The following is a 19,485-nucleotide window of genomic DNA, read 5'->3' as shown; positions in this document are numbered from 1 at the left end:
GTAACCCGACACCGGCTAAATAGAACAACGCCCGGCAATGCCAGGCGTTGAAAAAGTCAGAGATTAGCGGCCAGAAATCGGCGGAACGAAGGTCACGCCCATGTCCCACGGCTGCTCAATCCAGGTATCCTGCGGGATATCAATCACATAATCGTCAACTAACGGACGACCCGCTGGTTTGGCGAAGATAGTGACAAAATGCGCTTTGGGATACATGTCACGGATAGCCACGGCGGTACCACCGGTATCCACCAGATCGTCAATGACGATAAAGCCTTCACCGTCGCCTTCAGCGCGTTTCAGAATTTTCAGTTCACGCTGGTTGTCGTGATCGTAGCTGGAAATGCATACGGTATCGACATGACGAATGCCCAGTTCACGTGCCAGCAATGCGCCCGGCACCAGACCACCACGACTAACGGCAATAATGCCTTTCCACTGTTCTGAAGGCATCAGGCGGTTTGCCAGTTTGCGTGCATGGATCTGCAGCATGTCCCAGGTGACGACGTATTTTTCGCTCATGTGAAGTGTCCCAGCCTGTTTATCTACGGCTTAAAATGTGTTCAAGGGGGAAATGGGTTGCGCGAGATTATAGAGATCTGAGCCACCAAAAACCAGTGTTTCGCGGAATCGGGCCCTCTTTTTACGTGCTTTATACTCGCAGCGGACGCAGAAAGTGGTATTCTCAAGCGCATCTCGCAAGCCAGACTTGTGGTAATAATTAACCTGCTAACCCTGTGACCTGCAAGCCTGTTTGCAGAGCATCGATACCTTAAATCATTCGCGTTGCAGGAAAACCAACCCCCATGCAACCTGAAGTATGACGGGTATACAAGGAGAATTATCGTGTCTGAATTATCTCAACTCTCCCCGCAACCGCTGTGGGATATTTTTGCAAAAATCTGTTCTATTCCTCACCCGTCCTATCATGAAGAGCAGCTCGCTGAGCACATCATCGGCTGGGCAAACGAGAAAGGTTTCCACGTAGAGCGCGACCAGGTAGGGAATATCCTGATTCGCAAACCGGCTACTGCGGGTATGGAAAACCGTAAACCGGTGGTTCTGCAGGCGCACCTGGATATGGTGCCGCAGAAAAACAACGACACTGTGCACGATTTCACCAAAGATCCAATCCAGCCTTATATTGATGGCGAATGGGTGAAAGCGCGTGGTACCACGCTGGGCGCCGATAACGGCATCGGGATGGCGTCCGCATTGGCGGTTCTGGCTGACGACAGCGTCGTTCACGGCCCGCTGGAAGTGCTGCTGACCATGACCGAAGAAGCGGGTATGGACGGGGCATTTGGTCTGCAGGCTAACTGGCTGCAGGCGGATATTTTGATCAATACCGACTCGGAAGAAGAAGGTGAGATCTACATGGGTTGCGCGGGCGGGATCGACTTCACCTCTAACCTGCCGCTGACCCGCGAAGCCGTTCCGGCGGGTTTCCAGACCTTTAAGCTGACTCTCAAAGGGCTGAAAGGCGGTCACTCCGGTGGCGAAATCCACGTTGGTCTTGGCAATGCGAACAAACTGCTGGTTCGTTTCCTGGCCGGTCATGCTGAAGAGTTGGATCTGCGTCTGGTCGATTTCAACGGCGGTACACTGCGTAACGCGATTCCGCGTGAAGCCTTTGCGACCGTTGCCGTTGCGGCGGACAACGTCGAGGCGCTGAAAGCGCAGGTCAACGCTTATCAGGACATCCTGAAAAACGAACTGGCTGAAAAAGAGAAAAACCTGGTGGTTCTGCTGGAGAGCGCCGCGAACGATAAAGCCGCGCTGACCACGCAGTCTCGCGATGGCTTTATCCGTCTGCTGAACGCCACGCCGAACGGTGTGATCCGCAATTCCGACGTCGCAAAAGGCGTGGTTGAAACCTCACTGAACGTGGGCGTCGTCACCATGACCGACGACAACGTCGAAATCCATTGCCTGATCCGTTCGCTGATCGACACCGGTAAAGACTATGTCGTTAGCATGCTGGATTCGCTGGGCAAACTGGCGGGCGCGAAAACCGAAGCCAAAGGGAGCTACCCTGGCTGGCAGCCGGATGCAAACTCGCCGGTGATGCATCTGGTGCGCGAAACTTATCAGCGTCTGTTCAACAAAACGCCAAACATCCAGATTATCCACGCGGGTCTGGAGTGCGGTCTGTTTAAGAAACCGTACCCGGATATGGATATGGTCTCTATCGGGCCAACCATTACCGGTCCACACTCACCGGATGAGCAGGTGCATATCGAAAGCGTCAGTCATTACTGGACGCTTCTGACCGAACTGCTCAAAGCGATTCCGACGAAGTAAGTCACGATCGTTATGCTTTAAAAATGCCGAATGGCGGCGCATTGCGCCTTATCCGGCCTACGAACTGTCAGCAAATTTGTAGGCCGGATAAGTGAAACGCCATCCGGCAGTTTTCATACCCGTTCTTGCAAAATGCATTTATGACGCGTGCTGATATTGCATCCGATAATTAACAAACCATTCCCCCCGACATTCCACATTTTGCCAGGCAACGACCAGAAACCCCTGACGTTCAAAAAAGGGTTTTGCAGTAATACTGGCATCAACAGTTAACACATCACCCCGCGCAATCCACGGTTTCAACAAGTGATGTGCAATCCCCTGACCATTGAATTCCGGCGCAACAAATAACAGATCAATATAGTTCCCCGCCACGCTTATAAACCCAACGGGTTGTTCATCAACGACAGCAACCTGTACTTCAGAGACGGCAAGCTTTTGTCGCCAGGTCGCTTCGTCAATTTGCGCCCAGGCCGCAACTTGCGATGCGGAATAATCGCGACGCGCCGTTTCCTGAACGGCTCGCAGGAATATTTCACACAGGGCCAAAAAATCACTCTCTTTATATTCTCTGATGTTCATCGCGGTTATAACCCCAGTAATAACTGCCGTTCCAGTTGCGGATCAAGCAGTGTAACGTGCAGCCCCACCAGACGTACGCCCCGCCCTCCCCGGCGCTCGTCCCAGGTTTTACGCGCGGTAGAAATCAGGTCTTCTTTATTCAGTCGCGGCCAGACGTGTTCCTGGGTGGTTTGCTGAAAATCATTAAACTTTAGCTTCACGCCCTGACGGGCGATGAGCAGATCGGGTTTCACTTTCGCCAGTCGCCGCTCAAGTTCCGGATATAATCGCTCAATAATCGCTTCACAATCAGACCACTGATGAATATCTTCCGCCATAGTGCGTTCCACGCCGACCGACTTGCGTAAGCGTTCATTATTGACGTCCCGTTCGTCGATTCCCTGGCAGCGCTCCCACAATACCCGACCAAACTTACCGAAGCGCTTAAGTAATGTCGCCAGATCGCACTGCTGAACATCACCGCAGGTGCGTAGCCCCATGCTTTCCAGTTTTGCCGCAGACACTTTACCGACGCCAGGTATTTTCCCCAGCGGCAACGTTTTGAGGAACGCCGGCACATCATCTGGCGTGATGACATATTGTCCGTTGGGCTTATTCAGATCGGAGGCGATCTTGGCCAGAAACTTTACCGGCGCCACGCCCGCGGAGGCGGTGAGTTGCAGCTCGTTGAAGATAGTCTGGCGGATCTCCTGGGCGATGAGCGTTGCCGAACCATGACAAAGCGTGCTTTCCGTGACATCCAGATACGCTTCATCAAGAGACAGCGGCTCAATTAATGAGGTGTAGCGTGAAAAGATGTCCTGAATCTGGCGAGACGCGTCCTTATAGGCTTCGTAGCGTCCGGGTAATAGCGTGAGGTGTGGGCACAGCTTCAGCGCCATTCCGGTCGGCATCGCGCTGCGTACGCCAAATTTACGGGCAGGATAGTTTGCGGTACTGATGACGCCTCTGCGCTCACGACTGCCGCCAATCGCAATAGGAATGTCGCGCAGCGCCGGGTTGTCACGCATCTCAACCGCTGCGAAAAAACAATCCATATCAACATGTATGATTTTACGCATCACTCACCTCCAAAGCACTGTTTAAGTATACAGTATCCTTCTGCAATAGGAAGCCAATGAGAACGCGTTAAAGTAAAACTCGACGGGTTGCAACAAAAGAACTATCCGAGATCGTTTTAGTATAAGTTGTAAACGCACCACGAGGGGCTTGCGAAAAACTGTCGTGGTGTTAATGTGAGCGTTCCAAATCCAGATTAGTCCGATTTGGGGATCTTATTATTTGCCGTTCTGGCGTGTGCAATCGTTTTATCAAGGAACAAGCAGTATGCGTAAAATCGCATTATTTATTGCGATGCTTTTGATCCCGTGCGTGTCATTCGCCGGCTTGCTGAGTAGCAATAGCTCCACAACACCTATCAGCAAAGAGTATAAGCAGCAATTGATGGGATCGCCGGTCTATATTCAGATCTTCAAGGAAGAGCGCGCGCTTGATCTCTACGTCAAGATGGGCGAGCAGTATCAACTTCTCGACAGCTATAAAATTTGTAATTACTCCGGCGGATTAGGTCCAAAACAACGCCAGGGCGATTTTAAAAGTCCGGAAGGTTTTTATAACGTCCAGCGCAGCCAGCTCAAACCTGACAGCCGCTTTTATAAAGCCATTAATATTGGCTTCCCCAACGCCTATGACCGCGCTCATGGTTATGAAGGCAAATACCTGATGATTCACGGTGCCTGCGTCTCGGTTGGCTGTTACGCCATGACCGACAGCGGTATTGATGAGATTTTCCAGTTTGTTACCGGCGCGTTGGTCTTTGGTCAGTCGAGTGTGCAGGTCAGTATTTATCCCTTCCGCATGACTGATGCCAACATGCAACGCCACAAGTATTCCTATTACAAAGAGTTCTGGTCGCAGTTAAAACCGGGATACGATTACTTTGAGCAGACCCGCAAGCCACCGACCGTGTCGGTTGTCGATGGCCGCTATGTCGTCAGCAAACCGTTGAGTCACGAAGTGGTTCAGCCGCAGCTGGCGTCAAACTACACGCTCCCCGAGACAAAATAACGCCCACTCGCCTGGCATAATCTTTTGCCAGGTTTCGTTGCCTGTCAGCGGTTGCGTGGCAATGACGGTGACCACATCATTAGGTGTGGTCTCTGAACTGAAGTCAATTTCCACATCCTGATCCAGCAGCGTCGCTACACCAAACGGCGCGCGACGAGTAATCCAGAACAGATTCGTTGAGCAGAATGCCATCACGTAGCGGCCATCTGACAACAGCATGTTAAAGACCCCCTTCTCACGCAGTACGCCCGCCAGCGTCGCGATATACCTGAACACCGCCGTCATATTGCCCGGCGTACGCGGGTAGCGCTGAGTGAGTTTGTGCAGCAACCAGCAGAACGCCTTTTCGCTGTCGGTTTCACCAACCGGGCGAAAATTGCCGGTTTCCAGCGTTTTATAGCCGGAAAGCTGCCCGTTGTGCGCGTAGGTCCAGTTGCGGCCCCACAGTTCACGCGTGAAGGGATGGGTGTTCTCCAGCGCCACTTCACCCCGGTTCGCCTGGCGAATATGGGCAATCACCGAACAGGATTTGATCGGGTAGTCCTGTACCAGTCTGGCGATGGGGGAATTAAAGCTGGGTTGCGGATCTTTAAACGTCCGGCAGCCTTTGCCTTCATAGAAGGTGATGCCCCAGCCGTCTTTGTGCGGCCCGGTTCCCCCTCCTCGCTGAACCAGCCCGGTAAAACTAAAGCAGATATCGGTCGGCACATTGGCGCTCATCCCGAGCAGTTCGCACATACATCACCTCCACAACAGCGGGGGCGTTAGCCCCCGGCGAAGACTTACTTAACCATCTCTTTTTCGATCAGCTGAATCAGGATATGAATCACTTTAATATGAATTTCCTGAATACGGTCAGCATAACCGAAATGCGGAACGCGGATTTCGATATCGGCAGTACCGGCCATTTTGCCGCCATCTTTACCGGTCAGGGTGATCACTTTCATCCCCTTTTCGCGTGCCGCGGCGATGGCTTTGATCACGTTAGCAGAATTGCCAGAAGTCGAAATGCCTAACAGCACATCGCCTTCGCGCCCTACCGCTTCCACATAACGAGAAAAGACGTAGTCGTAACCGAAATCATTGCTGACGCAAGAGATGTGGCTGACGTCGGAAATCGCAATGGCCGGATAGCCCGGACGGTTTTCGCGATAACGCCCTGTCAGCTCTTCTGCAAAGTGCATGGCGTCACAATGAGAGCCGCCGTTACCGCAGGAGAGTACCTTACCACCCGCTTTAAAACTGTCTGCCAGCAGGACCGCCGCGCGCTGAATGGCGTGAATATTGGCGTCATCTTTTAAAAAATTAGCCAGCGTTTCCGCCGCTTCGTTCAGTTCGTTACGAATAAGATCCTGGTACATGAGGATATCCTTCAGCATGAATGTAAATGACAGGATGCAGTGTACCGGATAGCACTGGCAGCGAGAAGCATAAGCCACACCAATGGCGACGGCTTTTGATTTTTCGTGCCGCAGAAAACGGCAACAATGTGAGCTTTGTTGTAATTATTTTGTAAACGCATTGCTAAAAGATTTCACATCCACTACAACCATAACATCACAAGTGGTCAGACCTCCTACAAGCAAGGGAGCTTTTCGTTATGATGATTTTGAGTATTCTCGCTACGGTCGTTCTGCTCGGCGCGCTGTTTTATCACCGCGTGAGCTTATTTCTCAGCAGCCTGATTTTGCTCGTCTGGACGGCGGCGCTTGGCGCTGTCGGACTGTGGTCCGTCTGGCTGCTGGTACCTCTGGCCATTATCCTCGTGCCATTCAACTTTACGCCAATGCGTAAGTCGATGATCTCCGCACCGGTGTTCCGCGGCTTCCGTAAGGTAATGCCGCCGATGTCGCGTACAGAGAAAGAAGCGATTGATGCCGGTACCACCTGGTGGGAAGGCGATCTGTTTCAGGGCAATCCGGACTGGAAAAAACTGCACAACTATCCGCAGCCGCGTCTGACCGCCGAAGAGCAGGCGTTCATCGACGGCCCGGTGGAAGAAGCGTGCCGCATGGCGAACGACTTCCAGATCACCCACGAGCTGGCCGATCTGCCGCCGGAACTGTGGGCGTTTCTGAAAGAGCATCGCTTCTTCGCGATGATCATTAAGAAAGAGTACGGCGGGCTGGAATTCTCTGCTTACGCCCAGTCTCGCGTGCTGCAAAAACTCTCCGGCGTCTCCGGGATCCTGGCGATTACCGTGGGCGTGCCGAACTCCTTAGGCCCAGGCGAGCTGTTGCAACATTACGGTACACAAGAGCAGAAAGACCATTACCTGCCTCGCCTGGCGCGCGGTCAGGAGATCCCTTGCTTTGCGCTGACCAGCCCGGAAGCGGGTTCCGATGCGGGCGCCATTCCGGATACCGGTATTGTCTGTATGGGTGAGTGGCAAGGCCAGCAGGTGCTGGGGATGCGTCTGACCTGGAACAAGCGTTACATCACTCTCGCGCCTATCGCCACCGTCCTGGGGCTGGCGTTTAAACTCTCCGACCCGGATAAACTGCTGGGCGGCGATGAAGAACTGGGGATCACCTGTGCGTTAATCCCAACCTCCACGCCAGGTGTGGAAATTGGTCGTCGGCACTTCCCGCTTAACGTTCCGTTCCAGAACGGTCCGACGCTCGGTAAAGACGTCTTTGTGCCGATCGATTACATCATCGGCGGCCCGAAAATGGCCGGTCAGGGCTGGCGTATGTTGGTGGAATGTCTGTCCGTCGGGCGCGGCATTACGTTGCCGTCAAACTCGACTGGCGGGGTGAAATCCGTCGCGATGGCGACCGGTGCCTACGCCCACATTCGTCGTCAGTTCAAAATCTCCATCGGTAAGATGGAAGGGATCGAAGAACCGCTGGCACGCATTGCCGGTAACGCCTACGTGATGGATGCAGCAGCGTCCCTCATCACCTACGGCATTATGCTGGGTGAGAAACCGGCAGTGCTGTCGGCAATCGTCAAGTATCACTGTACTCATCGCGGTCAGCAGTCGATTATTGACGCGATGGATATTACCGGCGGCAAGGGCATTATGCTGGGCGAAGGTAACTTCCTCGCGCGGGCCTATCAGGGCGCGCCGATTGCTATCACTGTGGAAGGCGCCAATATCCTGACTCGTAGCATGATGATCTTCGGTCAGGGGGCGATTCGTTGCCATCCGTATGTGCTGGAAGAGATGGCGGCGGCGCAGAATAACGATGTGAATGCGTTCGACAAACTGCTGTTCAAACATATCGGCCACGTCGGCAGCAATAAGATGCGCAGCTTCTGGCTGGGTCTGACGCGCGGCTTAACCAGCCAAACGCCCACCCGCGATGCAACGAAGCGCTATTATCAGCACCTTAACCGTCTGAGCGCGAGCCTCGCGCTGCTGTCTGACGTTTCGATGGCGGTACTGGGCGGCAGTCTGAAACGCCGCGAGCGCATCTCGGCCCGTCTGGGCGATGTACTGAGCCAGCTGTATCTGGCCTCTGCGGTACTGAAGCGTTATGACGACGAAGGCCGCCATGAAGCCGACCTGCCGCTGGTTCACTGGGGCGCTCAGGATGCGCTGTATAAAGCGGAACAGGCAATCGACGATCTGCTGCAAAACTTCCCGAACCGTTTGGTTGCCGGTCTGCTGAAAGTGGTGATCTTCCCGACCGGTCGTCACTATCTGGCCCCCTCGGACAAGCTGGATCACAAAGTCGCGAAGATTTTGCAGGTTCCGAGCGCCACCCGTGACCGTATTGGTCGTGGTCAATACCTGACGCCGAGCGAACATAACCCGGTGGGATTACTGGAAGAGGCGCTGCTGGATGTGATGGCCGCCGACCCGATCCACCAGCGTATTTGCAAAGAGATTGGCAAAAACCTGCCGTTTACCCGTCTGGATGAACTGGCGCAAAACGCCCTGGCGAAAGGCTTAATCGACAAAGACGAAGCGGCCATTCTGGTTAAGGCGGAAGAAAGCCGTCTGCGTAGCATCAATGTGGATGACTTTGCCCCAGAGGAGCTGGCGACGAAGCCGGTAAAGCTGCCAGAGAAAGTGCGTAAAGTCGAAGCCGCATAACGCTTACGCATGACCTTTTAGCCTCGCTTCGGCGGGGCTTTTTATCGCCCACGCTTCCTGAAATCACGTGCTACAGTGTCAGAATGCCGTTCAACAAGGAGACTCTACCGTGCCTGGTTTGAAAATTACGCTGCTGCAACAACCGCTGGTCTGGATGGATGGCCCGGCGAATTTGCGTCACTTTGACCGTCAACTGGAAGCCGTGACCGGACGCGACCTGATCGTGTTACCGGAGATGTTCACCACCGGCTTTGCGATGGAAGCCGCCGGACAGTCGCTTGCGGAAGTAACGCTTATCACCTGGCTGCGCGAGAAAGCGCAGCAGACCAATGCGCTGGTGGCCGGAAGTGCCGCCGTCTCCGGTGAGCAGGGGGCGGTGAATCGTTTTTTTCTGGTCGAGCCGCAAGGCGCGGTTCACTTTTATGACAAGCGCCACCTGTTTCGAATGGCTGACGAACATCATCATTACCAGCCAGGCAACCGCCGCGTGATCGTGGAATGGCGCGGGTGGCGCATTCTCCCGCTGGTCTGTTATGACCTGCGATTCCCTGTGTGGTCACGCAATTTGAATGATTACGATCTGGCGCTGTATGTCGCCAACTGGCCAGCCCCCCGCTCTCTTCACTGGCAAACACTTCTGGCGGCGCGCGCTATCGAAAATCAGGCCTGGGTGGCTGGATGTAACCGCGTCGGCACCGACGGCAACGGCCATCATTATCGCGGAGACAGTCGGATCATCAATCCTCAGGGAGAAGTAATTGCTACGGCGGAAGCCCACCAGGCCACGCGCATTGATGCCGAACTGTCGCTGAGTGCACTGAAAGAGTACCGGGAAACCTTCCCGGCCTGGCAGGATGCCGACCCGTTTATCCTGCGCTGATCTCCCCGCCTTCTCCACGACGGGGATTACCCGTAGTGGGATTGTTTCACTCTGTAACCTTCCGCAAAACAATTTCGCGTGGAAGCCCATCGCTGGCAACGTATCCTGACTCCGCCTATTACCCGCAATAAGCGGCTGATATCGCTACTCAATAATTTCCCTATAAGGATATGGAATAAATGAAAAAATTTGTACGTGCCACGTTACTGGCTGCGGCCCTGGCTGGTACCTCATTGAGTTCTTTTGCGGCAAATGTTACTGAGACTCCAGCTCCGGCACAGGATCCCGTTGTCCAACACCTGAAATTGACAGACAGCCAGATTACGCAGATTAAAAAGCTGCATGAGCAACTGGAAAACAACGTCGGTCAGATTTCAATGAAGGATATTAAAGATGGCGCGCTAATCGACGTGATTAAATCAGGCAAGTGGGATGAATCTGCGGTCAAAAAACAGTTAAGTGCATTCAGCAAAGTCGAACAGCAAGTACGTTATTATCGCGTAAAATACTATTTTGACCTGAGCAAAGTGTTAACGCCAGAACAGCGTAAACAGGTACAGGATGATATTGCCCAGACGCTGAGCGAATAATCTCGTCCCCATAAGCAGAACAGTAGACAAGCCCCACCGTGAGGACAGAAAATGTCTACCGCTGTGGGGTTTGTTCCGTGTGCTACTTCAAATGGCGTCAGGAGGTAAACCACCTCGTCCGGCGTGATAGTACTGGCAAGGCGCTGGCGCTGACCGTTTATGCGTTCAGGAAAACTAAAACCCAGTGCAATATCGCCCTGTGGTTCTCCCTCGACGGGGCGGCGCGCAATGCCAGGCAACTCTCCTGCCGCAAACGCCTGCTGCCAGGCTACCCGGGATGTTCGCCACCGCGAAAAAATACGCTGCGCCGCCTGAACGCTAATGTGCAGTAAATCATGACGCTGGAGCATATTTGCCCTCCTCTGGCTTTTTACAATAACTCCAGAATCTATCCCATAGCCGGGAATCGTCAATAACGCTGCAGGTGCATTCATTACGCAAAAGGTAAACGAGGGTAGAGAGGACAATTTCAGACGAAAAAAAACCGCATCACCTTAACAGTGATACGGTTTCTTATCATCACAGGATGTACTTAAACACTCTATGATCAGAATTTGGCGGAACGGACGGGACTCGAACCCGCGACCCCCTGCGTGACAGGCAGGTATTCTAACCAACTGAACTACCGCTCCGCGTTGTTCCACTTGGGAACGAAGCGAATATTACGGATTGCCACGCACCTCGTCAACGCTTTTTCTCATGTTTTTAATCGTTTGCTGTAAAAATCACCCGAGCGACGGTTTTTACCTCATTAGCAGACTTTCTACGCCCGCCAGAGGCAACTTCCCCCTTTCTTTTCCACCAGGTCGAGACGCGATTCATGGGCCGCCACTTCCTCATCAGTGGCAAAAACGACGCGTAGTCTGCTGGCCTGACGTACAAGGCGCTGGATCCCCGTATTGCCCTGCTGCTGGGTTTCACCTTCCATCGAAAACGCCATCGTCGTCTGACCACCGGTCATCATCAGATAAACATCAGCCAGAATCTGGGCATCGAGCAATGCGCCGTGCAGCGTACGCTTGCTGTTGTCTATCTCATAACGCGAGCACAACGCATCCAGGCTATTACGCTTGCCAGGGAACATCTTCCTTGCCAGCGCCAGGCTATCGGTGACTTTACAGAAGGTGTTGGTTTTCGGGATATCGCGGTTGAGCTTACTGAACTCGTAGTCCATAAAGCCGATATCAAACGACGCGTTATGAATGACCAGTTCCGCCCCGCGGATATAGTCGAGAAATTCATCCGCCACCTCGGCAAATGTCGGCTTGTCCAGCAGGAATTCATCCGCAATTCCGTGAACGCCGAACGCTTCCGGGTCCACCAGCCGATCAGGCTTCAGATAAACATGGAAGTTATTCCCCGTCAGACGGCGGTTCACCACCTCAACGGCACCGATCTCAATGATCTTGTGCCCTTCGTAGTGCGCGCCGATCTGGTTCATACCGGTGGTTTCGGTATCGAGGACGATCTGTCGTGTAATTGCAGTGCTCATAGCGGTCATTTATGTCAGACTTGTCGTTTTACGGTTCGATTCAATTACAGGAAGTCTACCAGAGATGCTTAAACAGGTAGAAATTTTCACCGACGGTTCGTGCCTGGGTAATCCAGGTCCGGGCGGTTACGGGGCAATTTTACGCTATCGCGGGCGCGAAAAAACCTTTAATGAGGGCTATACCCTCACGACCAATAATCGCATGGAGCTGATGGCGGCGATCGTCGCGCTGGAAGCCCTGAAAGAACAGTGTGAAGTCATTTTGAGCACCGACAGTCAGTACGTGCGCCAGGGGATCACCCAATGGATCCATAACTGGAAAAAACGCGGCTGGAAAACCGCCGACAAAAAACCGGTAAAAAATGTCGATCTCTGGAAGCGTCTTGATGCCGCGCTCGGGCCGCATCAGATCAAATGGGAGTGGGTAAAAGGCCATGCCGGTCATCCGGAAAACGAGCGTTGTGATGAGCTTGCCCGTGCCGCCGCCATGAATCCAACTCAGGAAGACGTTGGTTATCAGCCTGAAGCCTAAACGTCCGGCTTGCGATACTGCCGGGTCGCGCCGACGGCCTGCGGTATGCGCGCTTTCGCCTTGCTCTGTTTCATCGGATTGAGCGTAAGCGGAATCGTTCGCTTACGCGCCACAATCATTTGCATACAGCCCAGCGCAGGAAGGTGCGCACTTAACATCTTTCCCCCCTGCTTTTTCCACGGCAGGACGTGAAAACGGCTGTAGTGCAGCACTTCAAAATTCAGCAGCGACAGCCAGTCCAGTTGGCGCATCAGCGTAAACATACGACTATTATAAGGCGACGATTTACGCAATACCGGCACCAGCTTACGCAGTCCCATCAGGCTCACCGGGTTGAATCCGCTCAGTACCAGCCAGCCATCATCAATGAGTACCCGATCGGCTTCACGCAACAGGCGGTGGGGATCGGCGCACCAGGGTAGCGTGTGCGCCAGCAGACAGACATCGACCGATTTATCGGCAAAAGGCAGATGAAGCGGATCGGCCTGAACCTGAACCGGCGAGCCTTTGGCAGAAACGTTAACCTGATGCGAAACCGCACAGGCTTCCGAGTTGATTTCTGCACTTAAATTGCCCACCTTAAGCAGGTGAAAACCATACATTTTTGCAAACCACGGGTTAAGCTGTTTTTCCAGCGCCTCACGATAGTACTCTCCCCAGGGCAAATCGCTCCAGCGATTGGGTGCTACGACTGTTTGAGGGTTCCTTGCCGGTTTCATCACAACCATCCGTTATGCATAGACAGAGAGGTAATTTATGAATCTTAACAGTATTCCGGCGTTTCAGGACAATTACATCTGGGTTCTGAGTAATGATGAAGGACGTTGTCTGATCGTGGACCCGGGTGACGCCGCGCCGGTGTTAAAAGCCATTGCCGAAAATCAGTGGCAGCCAGAGGCCATTTTACTCACTCACCATCATCAGGACCATGTGGGAGGCGTGAAAGAACTGGTACAGAACTTTCCTGAATTAGTAGTTTACGGACCGGCAGAGACACAAGATAAGGGGGTCACTCATATAGTCGAAGATGGCGATTCCGCCCTCATTTTGGGGCATGAATTTAGTGTATTTGCTACACCCGGTCACACTTTAGGACATATCTGTTACTTTAGCCATCCTTATCTTTTTTGCGGGGATACGCTGTTCTCCGGTGGCTGTGGACGTCTGTTTGAAGGCACGGCAAGTCAGATGTATCAATCGATTAAAAGAATATCTGCACTTCCAGACGATACGCTTATTTGTTGCGCCCATGAGTATACTTTAGCAAACATGAAGTTTGCGCTGAGCATCCTGCCGCACGATTCGTTCATAAATGATTATTATCGTAAAGTTAATGAGTTACGGGTAAAAAAACAAATGACACTCCCCGTTATTCTGAAAAATGAGCGACAAAATAATATTTTTTTGAGAACAGAAGATATTGATTTAATTAATGAAATCAACAAAGAAACAATATTGCAACACCCTGAAGAGCGATTTGCCTGGTTAAGGTCAAAGAAAGACAGCTTCTGATAATTCCTGGTTGCCTTTTCAAAACTTCGCCGTTATGATCGGTCGTCTTTTAAGCAACTATTGACACACACATGAAGGCAAAAGCGATCCTACTCGCCTCTGTCCTGCTCGTGGGTTGCCAGTCGTCTCAAAACGCCGGCAATGTCCAACAGCACGCACAGAGCCTTTCTGCAGCTGGTCAAGGGGAAGCAGGAAAGTTTACGAGTCAGGCACGATGGATGGACGATGGGACGTCCCTCGCGCCGGATCAAGACTTGTGGGCTTTCATTGGCGACGAGCTAAAGATGGGAATTCCGGAAAACGACCGGATTCGCGAACAAAAACAGAAGTATTTACGCAATAAGAGCTATCTCCACGATGTAACTTTACGGGCAGAGCCGTATATGTACTGGATAGCCGGGCAAGTTAAGAAACGTAACATGCCGATGGAACTGGTACTACTACCCATAGTGGAGAGCGCTTTTGATCCTCACGCGACGTCTGGCGCCAATGCCGCAGGCATCTGGCAGATCATTCCGAGCACGGGGCGCAATTATGGTTTAAAACAGACCCGCAGTTATGACGCGCGTCGCGATGTGGTGGCTTCCACAACCGCAGCGCTCGACATGATGCAGCGTCTGAACAAAATGTTTGACGGCGACTGGCTGCTGACCGTTGCGGCTTATAATAGCGGTGAAGGTCGGGTCATGAAGGCGATTAAAACGAACAAAGCGCGTGGGAAATCCACCGACTTCTGGTCGTTGCCATTGCCTCAGGAAACGAAGCTGTACGTGCCAAAAATGCTGGCCCTGAGTGATATTCTCAAGAACAGCAAACGTTATGGCGTACGTCTGCCAACCACAGACGAAAGTCGTGCACTGGCACGTGTTCGTTTAAGCAGTCCGGTTGAAATGGCGCAGGTTGCCGATATGGCGGGGATTCCCGTCAGCAAGCTGAAGACCTTTAATGCTGGTGTAAAAGGCTCCACGCTGGGCGCAAGCGGCCCGCAATACGTGATGGTACCAAAGAAGCATGCAGAGAAACTGCGTGAATCTCTGGCCGCCGGCGAAATTGCTGCCGTACAGTCCACTCTGGTAGCAGATAACACCCCGCTGAACAGCCGTAATTATACCGTTCGCTCTGGCGATACGCTTTCAGGCATTGCTTCACGTCTCGGCGTGAGCACGAAGGATCTGCAGCAGTGGAATAAACTGCGCGGTTCAACGCTGAAAGTGGGCCAAAGTCTGACGGTGGGTGCAGGTAACAGAGCACAACAACTGGCTAAAAACAGCGACAGCATTACCTATCGCGTACGTAAGGGCGATTCGCTTTCGAGCATTGCTAAACGTCACGGCGTTAACATCAAAGATGTTATGCGCTGGAACAACGATACGGACAATCTGAAGCCCGGCGATCAACTGACGTTGTTTGTGAAAAACAACAACACGCCAGACTCCTGATAGCTCACAAGATTAAAAGGCACCGATTTCCCCCGGTGCCTTTTTTATTTATGCCGCTTTATGCGCTTCGGCCATGATGGTATCGCTGGTAAACGATCCCTCGTCCTGTAAAGCGAAGTAAGCTTTCACCTCCGCAGAGGCGCTCACCTGATACAGACGAATCGCCTCCACCAGTTCGGCGGGTGTACGCATTCTCGCCACCCATGAATTGAATTCCAACGGTAAACGGTCGGTTACCAACGAATCGACGACCAGGTTCGCATCATTCATCAATGCCAGCCACTCGCCGCTGGAATAGTTGCGAACGTGCGAAGTGTCGCGCAATGCCTCCACCGTCTGTAACCAGACATCGCGGACCGGATGTCCTGGGGACATGACATCCATAATAATCAGCACACCGCCCGATTTTAATACCCGATTAACTTCACGCAGCGCTCTGCCAACGTCATGCCAGTGATGCGCGGAATAACGACTGATAACCACGTCAAAGACCGCATCTTCAAACGGCAGGCTTTCGGCATAGCCCTGCTTTGTGGTGATGTTGGCTAATCCCTTCTCTTTTGCTGCCTGCGCTACAACGTCAAGCATCTGCGAAGATAAATCGTAAGCCACCACTTGTTTTACATTCTGCGCGGCGATAAAGCTGGCATGCCCGGCACCACAGCCCATATCCAGTACGCAGGCCTGAGGGAGTGCAGACAGGCGCTCAGCCAGCCGCTGCAAGTCGCGACCGGATGCATGCACGGCACTGGTTAAATAGGCGTTCGCCTGGGAGCCAAACTGCTTTTCGACGTTGTCGTGGTGGGAGTGTGTTGTCATTATGCTGTCCTTTGGTTGTTTGCAAGAGAAAGGGCAGCACCACTACAGGTCTGCCCCAACGGCAGACCTGACACACCTTACTGCACAGGTTTGCCGGGACTGAATTCAACGAGTAGCGGATTGTGATCGGATGCGCGTGTGACCAGTACAGAAGCCTCACTGACGTTCAGACCACGATAAAAGACAAAATCCAAGGGGCGACCAAACGCGCGACGGCGCTGATCGTCAGTAAAACGAACCTGGCGCAACGACATTTCGCGCGCGAAGCGATACAGCGCATTCATGCGGCGTCGGCTCCAGGCATTAAAATCTCCGGCCATAATCACCGGGCCACTGTGATGCGCAATCTGGTCACCGATTGGAAGTAACTGCTTACTATACACATCGACCCCCAGACTAAAGTTAACCGCATGGATATTAACGACCATCAACAGTCGCGTATCTGGCAACGGATAGACGGTAACCAACGCCGATTTGGCCAGGCGCAGGATAGGCTCACGCTCACGAAGCGGGCAACAGTACACAGGATGCGCGGATGAGAGCGTCATCACCCCTGACGGATGCTGCGGCAGAACAAATGCCGGCACCTGATCGGCCGCCAGATAATTCGCCGTCGCAAACCTCACCAGCTCCGGCGTCGTCTGCGCTTCCTGTAACAACACCAGGTGCGCATCTTTGCCAAAATTCTTCAGCACCGAAAGCCATTCCGCTCGCTGCTGTTTAAAGATATTCCACACCAGGATACGGATCCGATCTTCACTGCTTAACGGCGCCCCGGCGGGTAATGCCTGGCCGATGCTCGAAAATGACCCGGGCGGCAAAATCCGCTCAGCGGGTTGTCCGGCAACATAGCGCATGGCATAGGTGTTTTTTCGCACTTTTGACTTTCAAACCTCTATAACGTCAACCAGTCCGGTGCCGGACTGGTTCTTCTGTTATAGGGATTTTAGCTCACACTTTCAACGACCAATTGCAGATTGTTTTGTAAGCACTCGCTTACATCAAGTACTTAGCCCAGCACGGCAACGCGTGCGGGTTTATCCAGTCGACCACTAATTCCCATCAACAGGAAGGCGCCCAACACAATTAATGCTCCAATCCACGGTGTTTGTGCCAGGCCGAAGTGCTCCACCGTCTGTCCACCAACAACAGAACCGATCGCAATCCCGATGTTAAAAGCCGCAATGTTAAGACCGGATGCCACATCCACTGCGTTCGGCGTAAATTGCTCGGCTTTTTGCACCACATAAACCTGCAGACCCGGTACGTTACCGAAAGCAAAGATCCCCATCACCAGTACCGTTGCCAGCGCGGCGTACTGCATGGAAGCTGTAAACTGAAAGACGAGCAACAGAACAAACAGTGCAGCGAAAATAAACTTCAGCGCAGGCACCGCACCATGTTTATCCGCCAGTTTTCCGCCCCAGATGTTACCTATCGCGACGGATACGCCATAGCCTAATAAGATCCAACTCACTGCGGCAGGCGAGAAACCGGCCAGATCCTGCATCATCGGAGCCAGAAAGGTAAATGCGGTAAAGACGCCACCATAGCCCAGTGCAGTGATCGCATAGATAATTAGCAAGCGTGGGTGTGTTAAGACGCTTACCTGGTCACTCAGTGTTGCCGCCGCACGCCCCGGAATGTTCGCTGGAATAAGCCACTGACTGCTGATCAACGCCATCACGCCCAACACGGAAACGGCGAGGAAGGTTTCGCGCCAGCCAAAATGCTGACCGATGAACGTCCCCAGAGGAACCCCGGTCACCAGAGCAACCGTCAGACCACCAAACATAATGGCAATGGCAGAAGCCGCTTTTTCTTTTGCCACCAGACTGGTGGCAATGGTGGAGCCAATCGAGAAGAACACCCCATGAGCCAGACCGGTCAGTAAACGGGCCGCAATCAGCGTCATGTAGCCAGGAGCCTGCCACGCCAGCAGGTTGCCCGCCGTGAACAGGACCATCAACGCAACCAGCAACTGCTTACGCGGCAGACGTCCGGTCAACGCCGTCAGTACCGGCGCACCAATCGCCACGCCGAGAGCATAGATAGAAACCAACATCCCTGCAGAAGGCAGAGAAATGGCTAGCTGTTCGGCAATTGTCGGCACCAGACCTACAATTACAAATTCGGTTGTGCCAATAGCAAAGGCACTTATTGTCAGCGCAAATAACGCGAGAGGCATAAATCACTCCATATCATCAGTATTCGGATGACACGCAGTATGCCGGGATGGTTTAATAACAAAAATATCCAAAATCTCAATACAATTTTGCTTCGGGTGCAAAAATGAAAGCAACCTCAGAAGAACTCGCCATTTTTGTTTCAGTGGTAGAAAGCGGTAGTTTCAGCCGGGCGGCGGAACAGTTAGGTCAGGCAAACTCAGCGGTAAGCCGGGCAGTTAAAAAACTGGAAATGAAGCTCGGCGTAAGTTTACTCAACCGCACAACCCGGCAGCTCAGTCTGACAGAAGAAGGTGAACGCTATTTTCGCCGCGTCCAGTCTTTGCTGCAGGAGATGGCGGCGGCAGAAACGGAAATCATGGAGACACGCAACACTCCACGCGGGGTGCTGCGTATCGATGCCGCCACGCCGGTAATGTTGCATTTTCTGATGCCGTTGATAAAGCCTTTCCGTGAACGTTATCCGGAAATTACACTCTCTCTTGTTTCCTCCGAAACCTTTATCAATCTGATCGAGAGAAAAGTGGATGTCGCGATCCGTGCAGGTACCCTGACGGATTCCAGTTTACGCGCCCGACCACTCTTTAACAGCTATCGGAAGATTATCGCCTCGCCGGGCTATCTTGATCGATTCGGGAAGCCGGAAACAGTGGAAGAGCTGAAGGCACACCTGTGCCTGGGTTTCACTGAACCCGTATCCCTCAACACCTGGCCCATCGCCTGTAGCGATGGGCAACTTCACGAGATTACCTGTGGCATTTCGTCAAACAGCGGTGAAACGCTTAAACAGCTCTGCCTCAGCGGAAACGGCATTGCCTGCCTGTCGGACTACATGATTGATCGGGAAATCGCGCGAGGTGAACTGGTGGAGCTGATGGCTGATAAACGCCTGCCGGTAGAGATGCCGTTCAGCGCCGTCTATTACAGCGACCGTGCCGTGAGTACGCGTATTCGGGCATTTATCGACTTTCTGAGTGAACATATAAAAACAGCTCCCGGAGGAGCTGTTAAAGAGGGTTAAAGGCATTCAGAGGTTA

The 19,485-nt window shown here is 52.9% G+C and carries 20 protein-coding genes and 1 tRNA gene; 9 read left to right on the top strand and 12 right to left on the bottom strand.

The genetic code is table 11. The features are described 5' to 3' along the window. Nucleotides 1-63: 63 nt before the first annotated feature. Nucleotides 64-522: a xanthine phosphoribosyltransferase gene (gene gpt / locus AL479_RS14205; protein ID WP_061076518.1), complete on the bottom strand. Its 459-nt coding sequence runs from the start codon at nucleotides 520-522 to the stop codon at nucleotides 64-66. Between the two features lie 324 nt (nucleotides 523-846). Between gpt and pepD the strand changes: the two genes are divergently transcribed. Continuing rightward, nucleotides 847-2,304: a cytosol nonspecific dipeptidase gene (gene pepD, locus AL479_RS14200; protein ID WP_061076517.1), complete on the top strand. Its 1,458-nt coding sequence runs from the start codon at nucleotides 847-849 to the stop codon at nucleotides 2,302-2,304. Between the two features lie 138 nt (nucleotides 2,305-2,442). On the opposite strand, the gene AL479_RS14195 is transcribed toward pepD, so the two are convergent. Together AL479_RS14195 and dinB are read right to left on the bottom strand one after the other, a co-directional pair. Beyond that, the gene (locus AL479_RS14195; protein WP_105291760.1) at nucleotides 2,443-2,895 is read right to left on the bottom strand and encodes a GNAT family N-acetyltransferase; all 453 of its coding nucleotides are present in this window, start codon (nucleotides 2,893-2,895) and stop codon (nucleotides 2,443-2,445) included. Then, nucleotides 2,892-3,947, bottom strand: a complete 1,056-nt coding sequence (gene dinB, locus AL479_RS14190) for a DNA polymerase IV (protein ID WP_061076515.1) — start codon at nucleotides 3,945-3,947, stop codon at nucleotides 2,892-2,894. Before dinB ends, AL479_RS14195 begins: the two co-directional genes overlap by 4 nt. A gap of 265 nt (nucleotides 3,948-4,212) precedes the next feature. On the opposite strand from dinB, the gene dpaA reads away from it, so the two are divergent. Further along, nucleotides 4,213-4,953, top strand: a complete 741-nt coding sequence (gene dpaA / locus AL479_RS14185) for a peptidoglycan meso-diaminopimelic acid protein amidase (protein WP_061076514.1) — start codon at nucleotides 4,213-4,215, stop codon at nucleotides 4,951-4,953. On the opposite strand, the gene AL479_RS14180 is transcribed toward dpaA, so the two are convergent. Both AL479_RS14180 and lpcA read right to left on the bottom strand, forming a co-directional pair. Then, complete coding sequence (locus tag AL479_RS14180) at nucleotides 4,924-5,691, bottom strand: class II glutamine amidotransferase (RefSeq protein WP_061076513.1); 768 nt, start codon at nucleotides 5,689-5,691, stop codon at nucleotides 4,924-4,926. The genes dpaA and AL479_RS14180 overlap by 30 nt on opposite strands. Nucleotides 5,692-5,735: 44 nt before the next feature. Beyond that, nucleotides 5,736-6,314: a D-sedoheptulose 7-phosphate isomerase gene (gene lpcA, locus AL479_RS14175; protein ID WP_025760181.1), complete on the bottom strand. Its 579-nt coding sequence runs from the start codon at nucleotides 6,312-6,314 to the stop codon at nucleotides 5,736-5,738. Nucleotides 6,315-6,553: 239 nt separating this feature from the next. Between lpcA and fadE the strand changes: the two genes are divergently transcribed. From fadE to AL479_RS14160, 3 genes are all read left to right on the top strand, one after another. Continuing rightward, a complete protein-coding gene (gene fadE / locus AL479_RS14170; protein WP_061076512.1) occupies nucleotides 6,554-8,998 on the top strand; it encodes an acyl-CoA dehydrogenase FadE in 2,445 nt (814 codons plus the stop codon). 109 nt (nucleotides 8,999-9,107) lie between these two features. Next, complete coding sequence (locus tag AL479_RS14165; RefSeq protein WP_061076511.1) at nucleotides 9,108-9,878, top strand: amidohydrolase; 771 nt, start codon at nucleotides 9,108-9,110, stop codon at nucleotides 9,876-9,878. A gap of 179 nt (nucleotides 9,879-10,057) precedes the next feature. Then, nucleotides 10,058-10,468, top strand: a complete 411-nt coding sequence (locus AL479_RS14160; protein ID WP_061076510.1) for a Spy/CpxP family protein refolding chaperone — start codon at nucleotides 10,058-10,060, stop codon at nucleotides 10,466-10,468. Here AL479_RS14160 and AL479_RS24225 read toward each other — a convergent pair. From AL479_RS24225 to dnaQ, 3 genes are all read right to left on the bottom strand, one after another. Next, on the bottom strand, nucleotides 10,387-10,818 hold the full coding sequence (locus AL479_RS24225; RefSeq protein WP_071887630.1) for a phosphoribosyl-dephospho-CoA transferase MdcG domain-containing protein: 432 nt from the start codon (nucleotides 10,816-10,818) through the stop codon (nucleotides 10,387-10,389). The genes AL479_RS14160 and AL479_RS24225 overlap by 82 nt on opposite strands. Before the next feature lie 205 nt (nucleotides 10,819-11,023). Further along, a tRNA-Asp gene (locus AL479_RS14150) sits at nucleotides 11,024-11,100 on the bottom strand. A 131-nt stretch (nucleotides 11,101-11,231) separates the two neighbouring features. Beyond that, nucleotides 11,232-11,960 carry a DNA polymerase III subunit epsilon gene (gene dnaQ, locus AL479_RS14145; RefSeq protein WP_044258800.1) on the bottom strand — a complete coding sequence of 243 codons (729 nt, stop codon included), beginning with the start codon at nucleotides 11,958-11,960 and terminating at the stop codon, nucleotides 11,232-11,234. Here dnaQ and rnhA point away from each other — a divergent pair. Then, nucleotides 11,914-12,492, top strand: a complete 579-nt coding sequence (gene rnhA / locus AL479_RS14140) for a ribonuclease HI (RefSeq protein WP_192575234.1) — start codon at nucleotides 11,914-11,916, stop codon at nucleotides 12,490-12,492. The genes dnaQ and rnhA overlap by 47 nt on opposite strands. Here rnhA and AL479_RS14135 read toward each other — a convergent pair. Beyond that, a complete protein-coding gene (locus tag AL479_RS14135; protein ID WP_061076507.1) occupies nucleotides 12,489-13,211 on the bottom strand; it encodes a class I SAM-dependent methyltransferase in 723 nt (240 codons plus the stop codon). The genes rnhA and AL479_RS14135 overlap by 4 nt on opposite strands. Nucleotides 13,212-13,248: 37 nt before the next feature. On the opposite strand from AL479_RS14135, the gene gloB reads away from it, so the two are divergent. Both gloB and mltD read left to right on the top strand, forming a co-directional pair. Next, nucleotides 13,249-14,004: a hydroxyacylglutathione hydrolase gene (gene gloB / locus AL479_RS14130; protein ID WP_061076506.1), complete on the top strand. Its 756-nt coding sequence runs from the start codon at nucleotides 13,249-13,251 to the stop codon at nucleotides 14,002-14,004. Nucleotides 14,005-14,075: 71 nt separating this feature from the next. Continuing rightward, nucleotides 14,076-15,443 carry a murein transglycosylase D gene (gene mltD / locus AL479_RS14125; protein ID WP_061076505.1) on the top strand — a complete coding sequence of 456 codons (1,368 nt, stop codon included), beginning with the start codon at nucleotides 14,076-14,078 and terminating at the stop codon, nucleotides 15,441-15,443. Nucleotides 15,444-15,491: 48 nt separating this feature from the next. On the opposite strand, the gene AL479_RS14120 is transcribed toward mltD, so the two are convergent. From AL479_RS14120 to AL479_RS14110, 3 genes are all read right to left on the bottom strand, one after another. Beyond that, entirely contained in the window at nucleotides 15,492-16,262 is a 771-nt protein-coding gene (locus tag AL479_RS14120; protein WP_061076504.1) for a class I SAM-dependent methyltransferase, read from the bottom strand. Between the two features lie 77 nt (nucleotides 16,263-16,339). Then, nucleotides 16,340-17,140: an endonuclease/exonuclease/phosphatase family protein gene (locus AL479_RS14115; protein WP_042324835.1), complete on the bottom strand. Its 801-nt coding sequence runs from the start codon at nucleotides 17,138-17,140 to the stop codon at nucleotides 16,340-16,342. 131 nt (nucleotides 17,141-17,271) lie between these two features. Then, the gene (locus AL479_RS14110) at nucleotides 17,272-18,450 is read right to left on the bottom strand and encodes an MFS transporter (RefSeq protein WP_061076503.1); all 1,179 of its coding nucleotides are present in this window, start codon (nucleotides 18,448-18,450) and stop codon (nucleotides 17,272-17,274) included. A 104-nt stretch (nucleotides 18,451-18,554) separates the two neighbouring features. Between AL479_RS14110 and yafC the strand changes: the two genes are divergently transcribed. After that, nucleotides 18,555-19,469 carry a DNA-binding transcriptional regulator YafC gene (yafC, locus tag AL479_RS14105; RefSeq protein WP_061076502.1) on the top strand — a complete coding sequence of 305 codons (915 nt, stop codon included), beginning with the start codon at nucleotides 18,555-18,557 and terminating at the stop codon, nucleotides 19,467-19,469. Nucleotides 19,470-19,485: the final 16 nt, after the last annotated feature.

The organism is Citrobacter amalonaticus (assembly GCF_001559075.2).
In the GTDB taxonomy this organism is placed as follows: domain Bacteria; phylum Pseudomonadota; class Gammaproteobacteria; order Enterobacterales; family Enterobacteriaceae; genus Citrobacter_A; species Citrobacter_A amalonaticus_F.
This window is presented reverse-complemented; position numbering and strand designations above follow the sequence as displayed.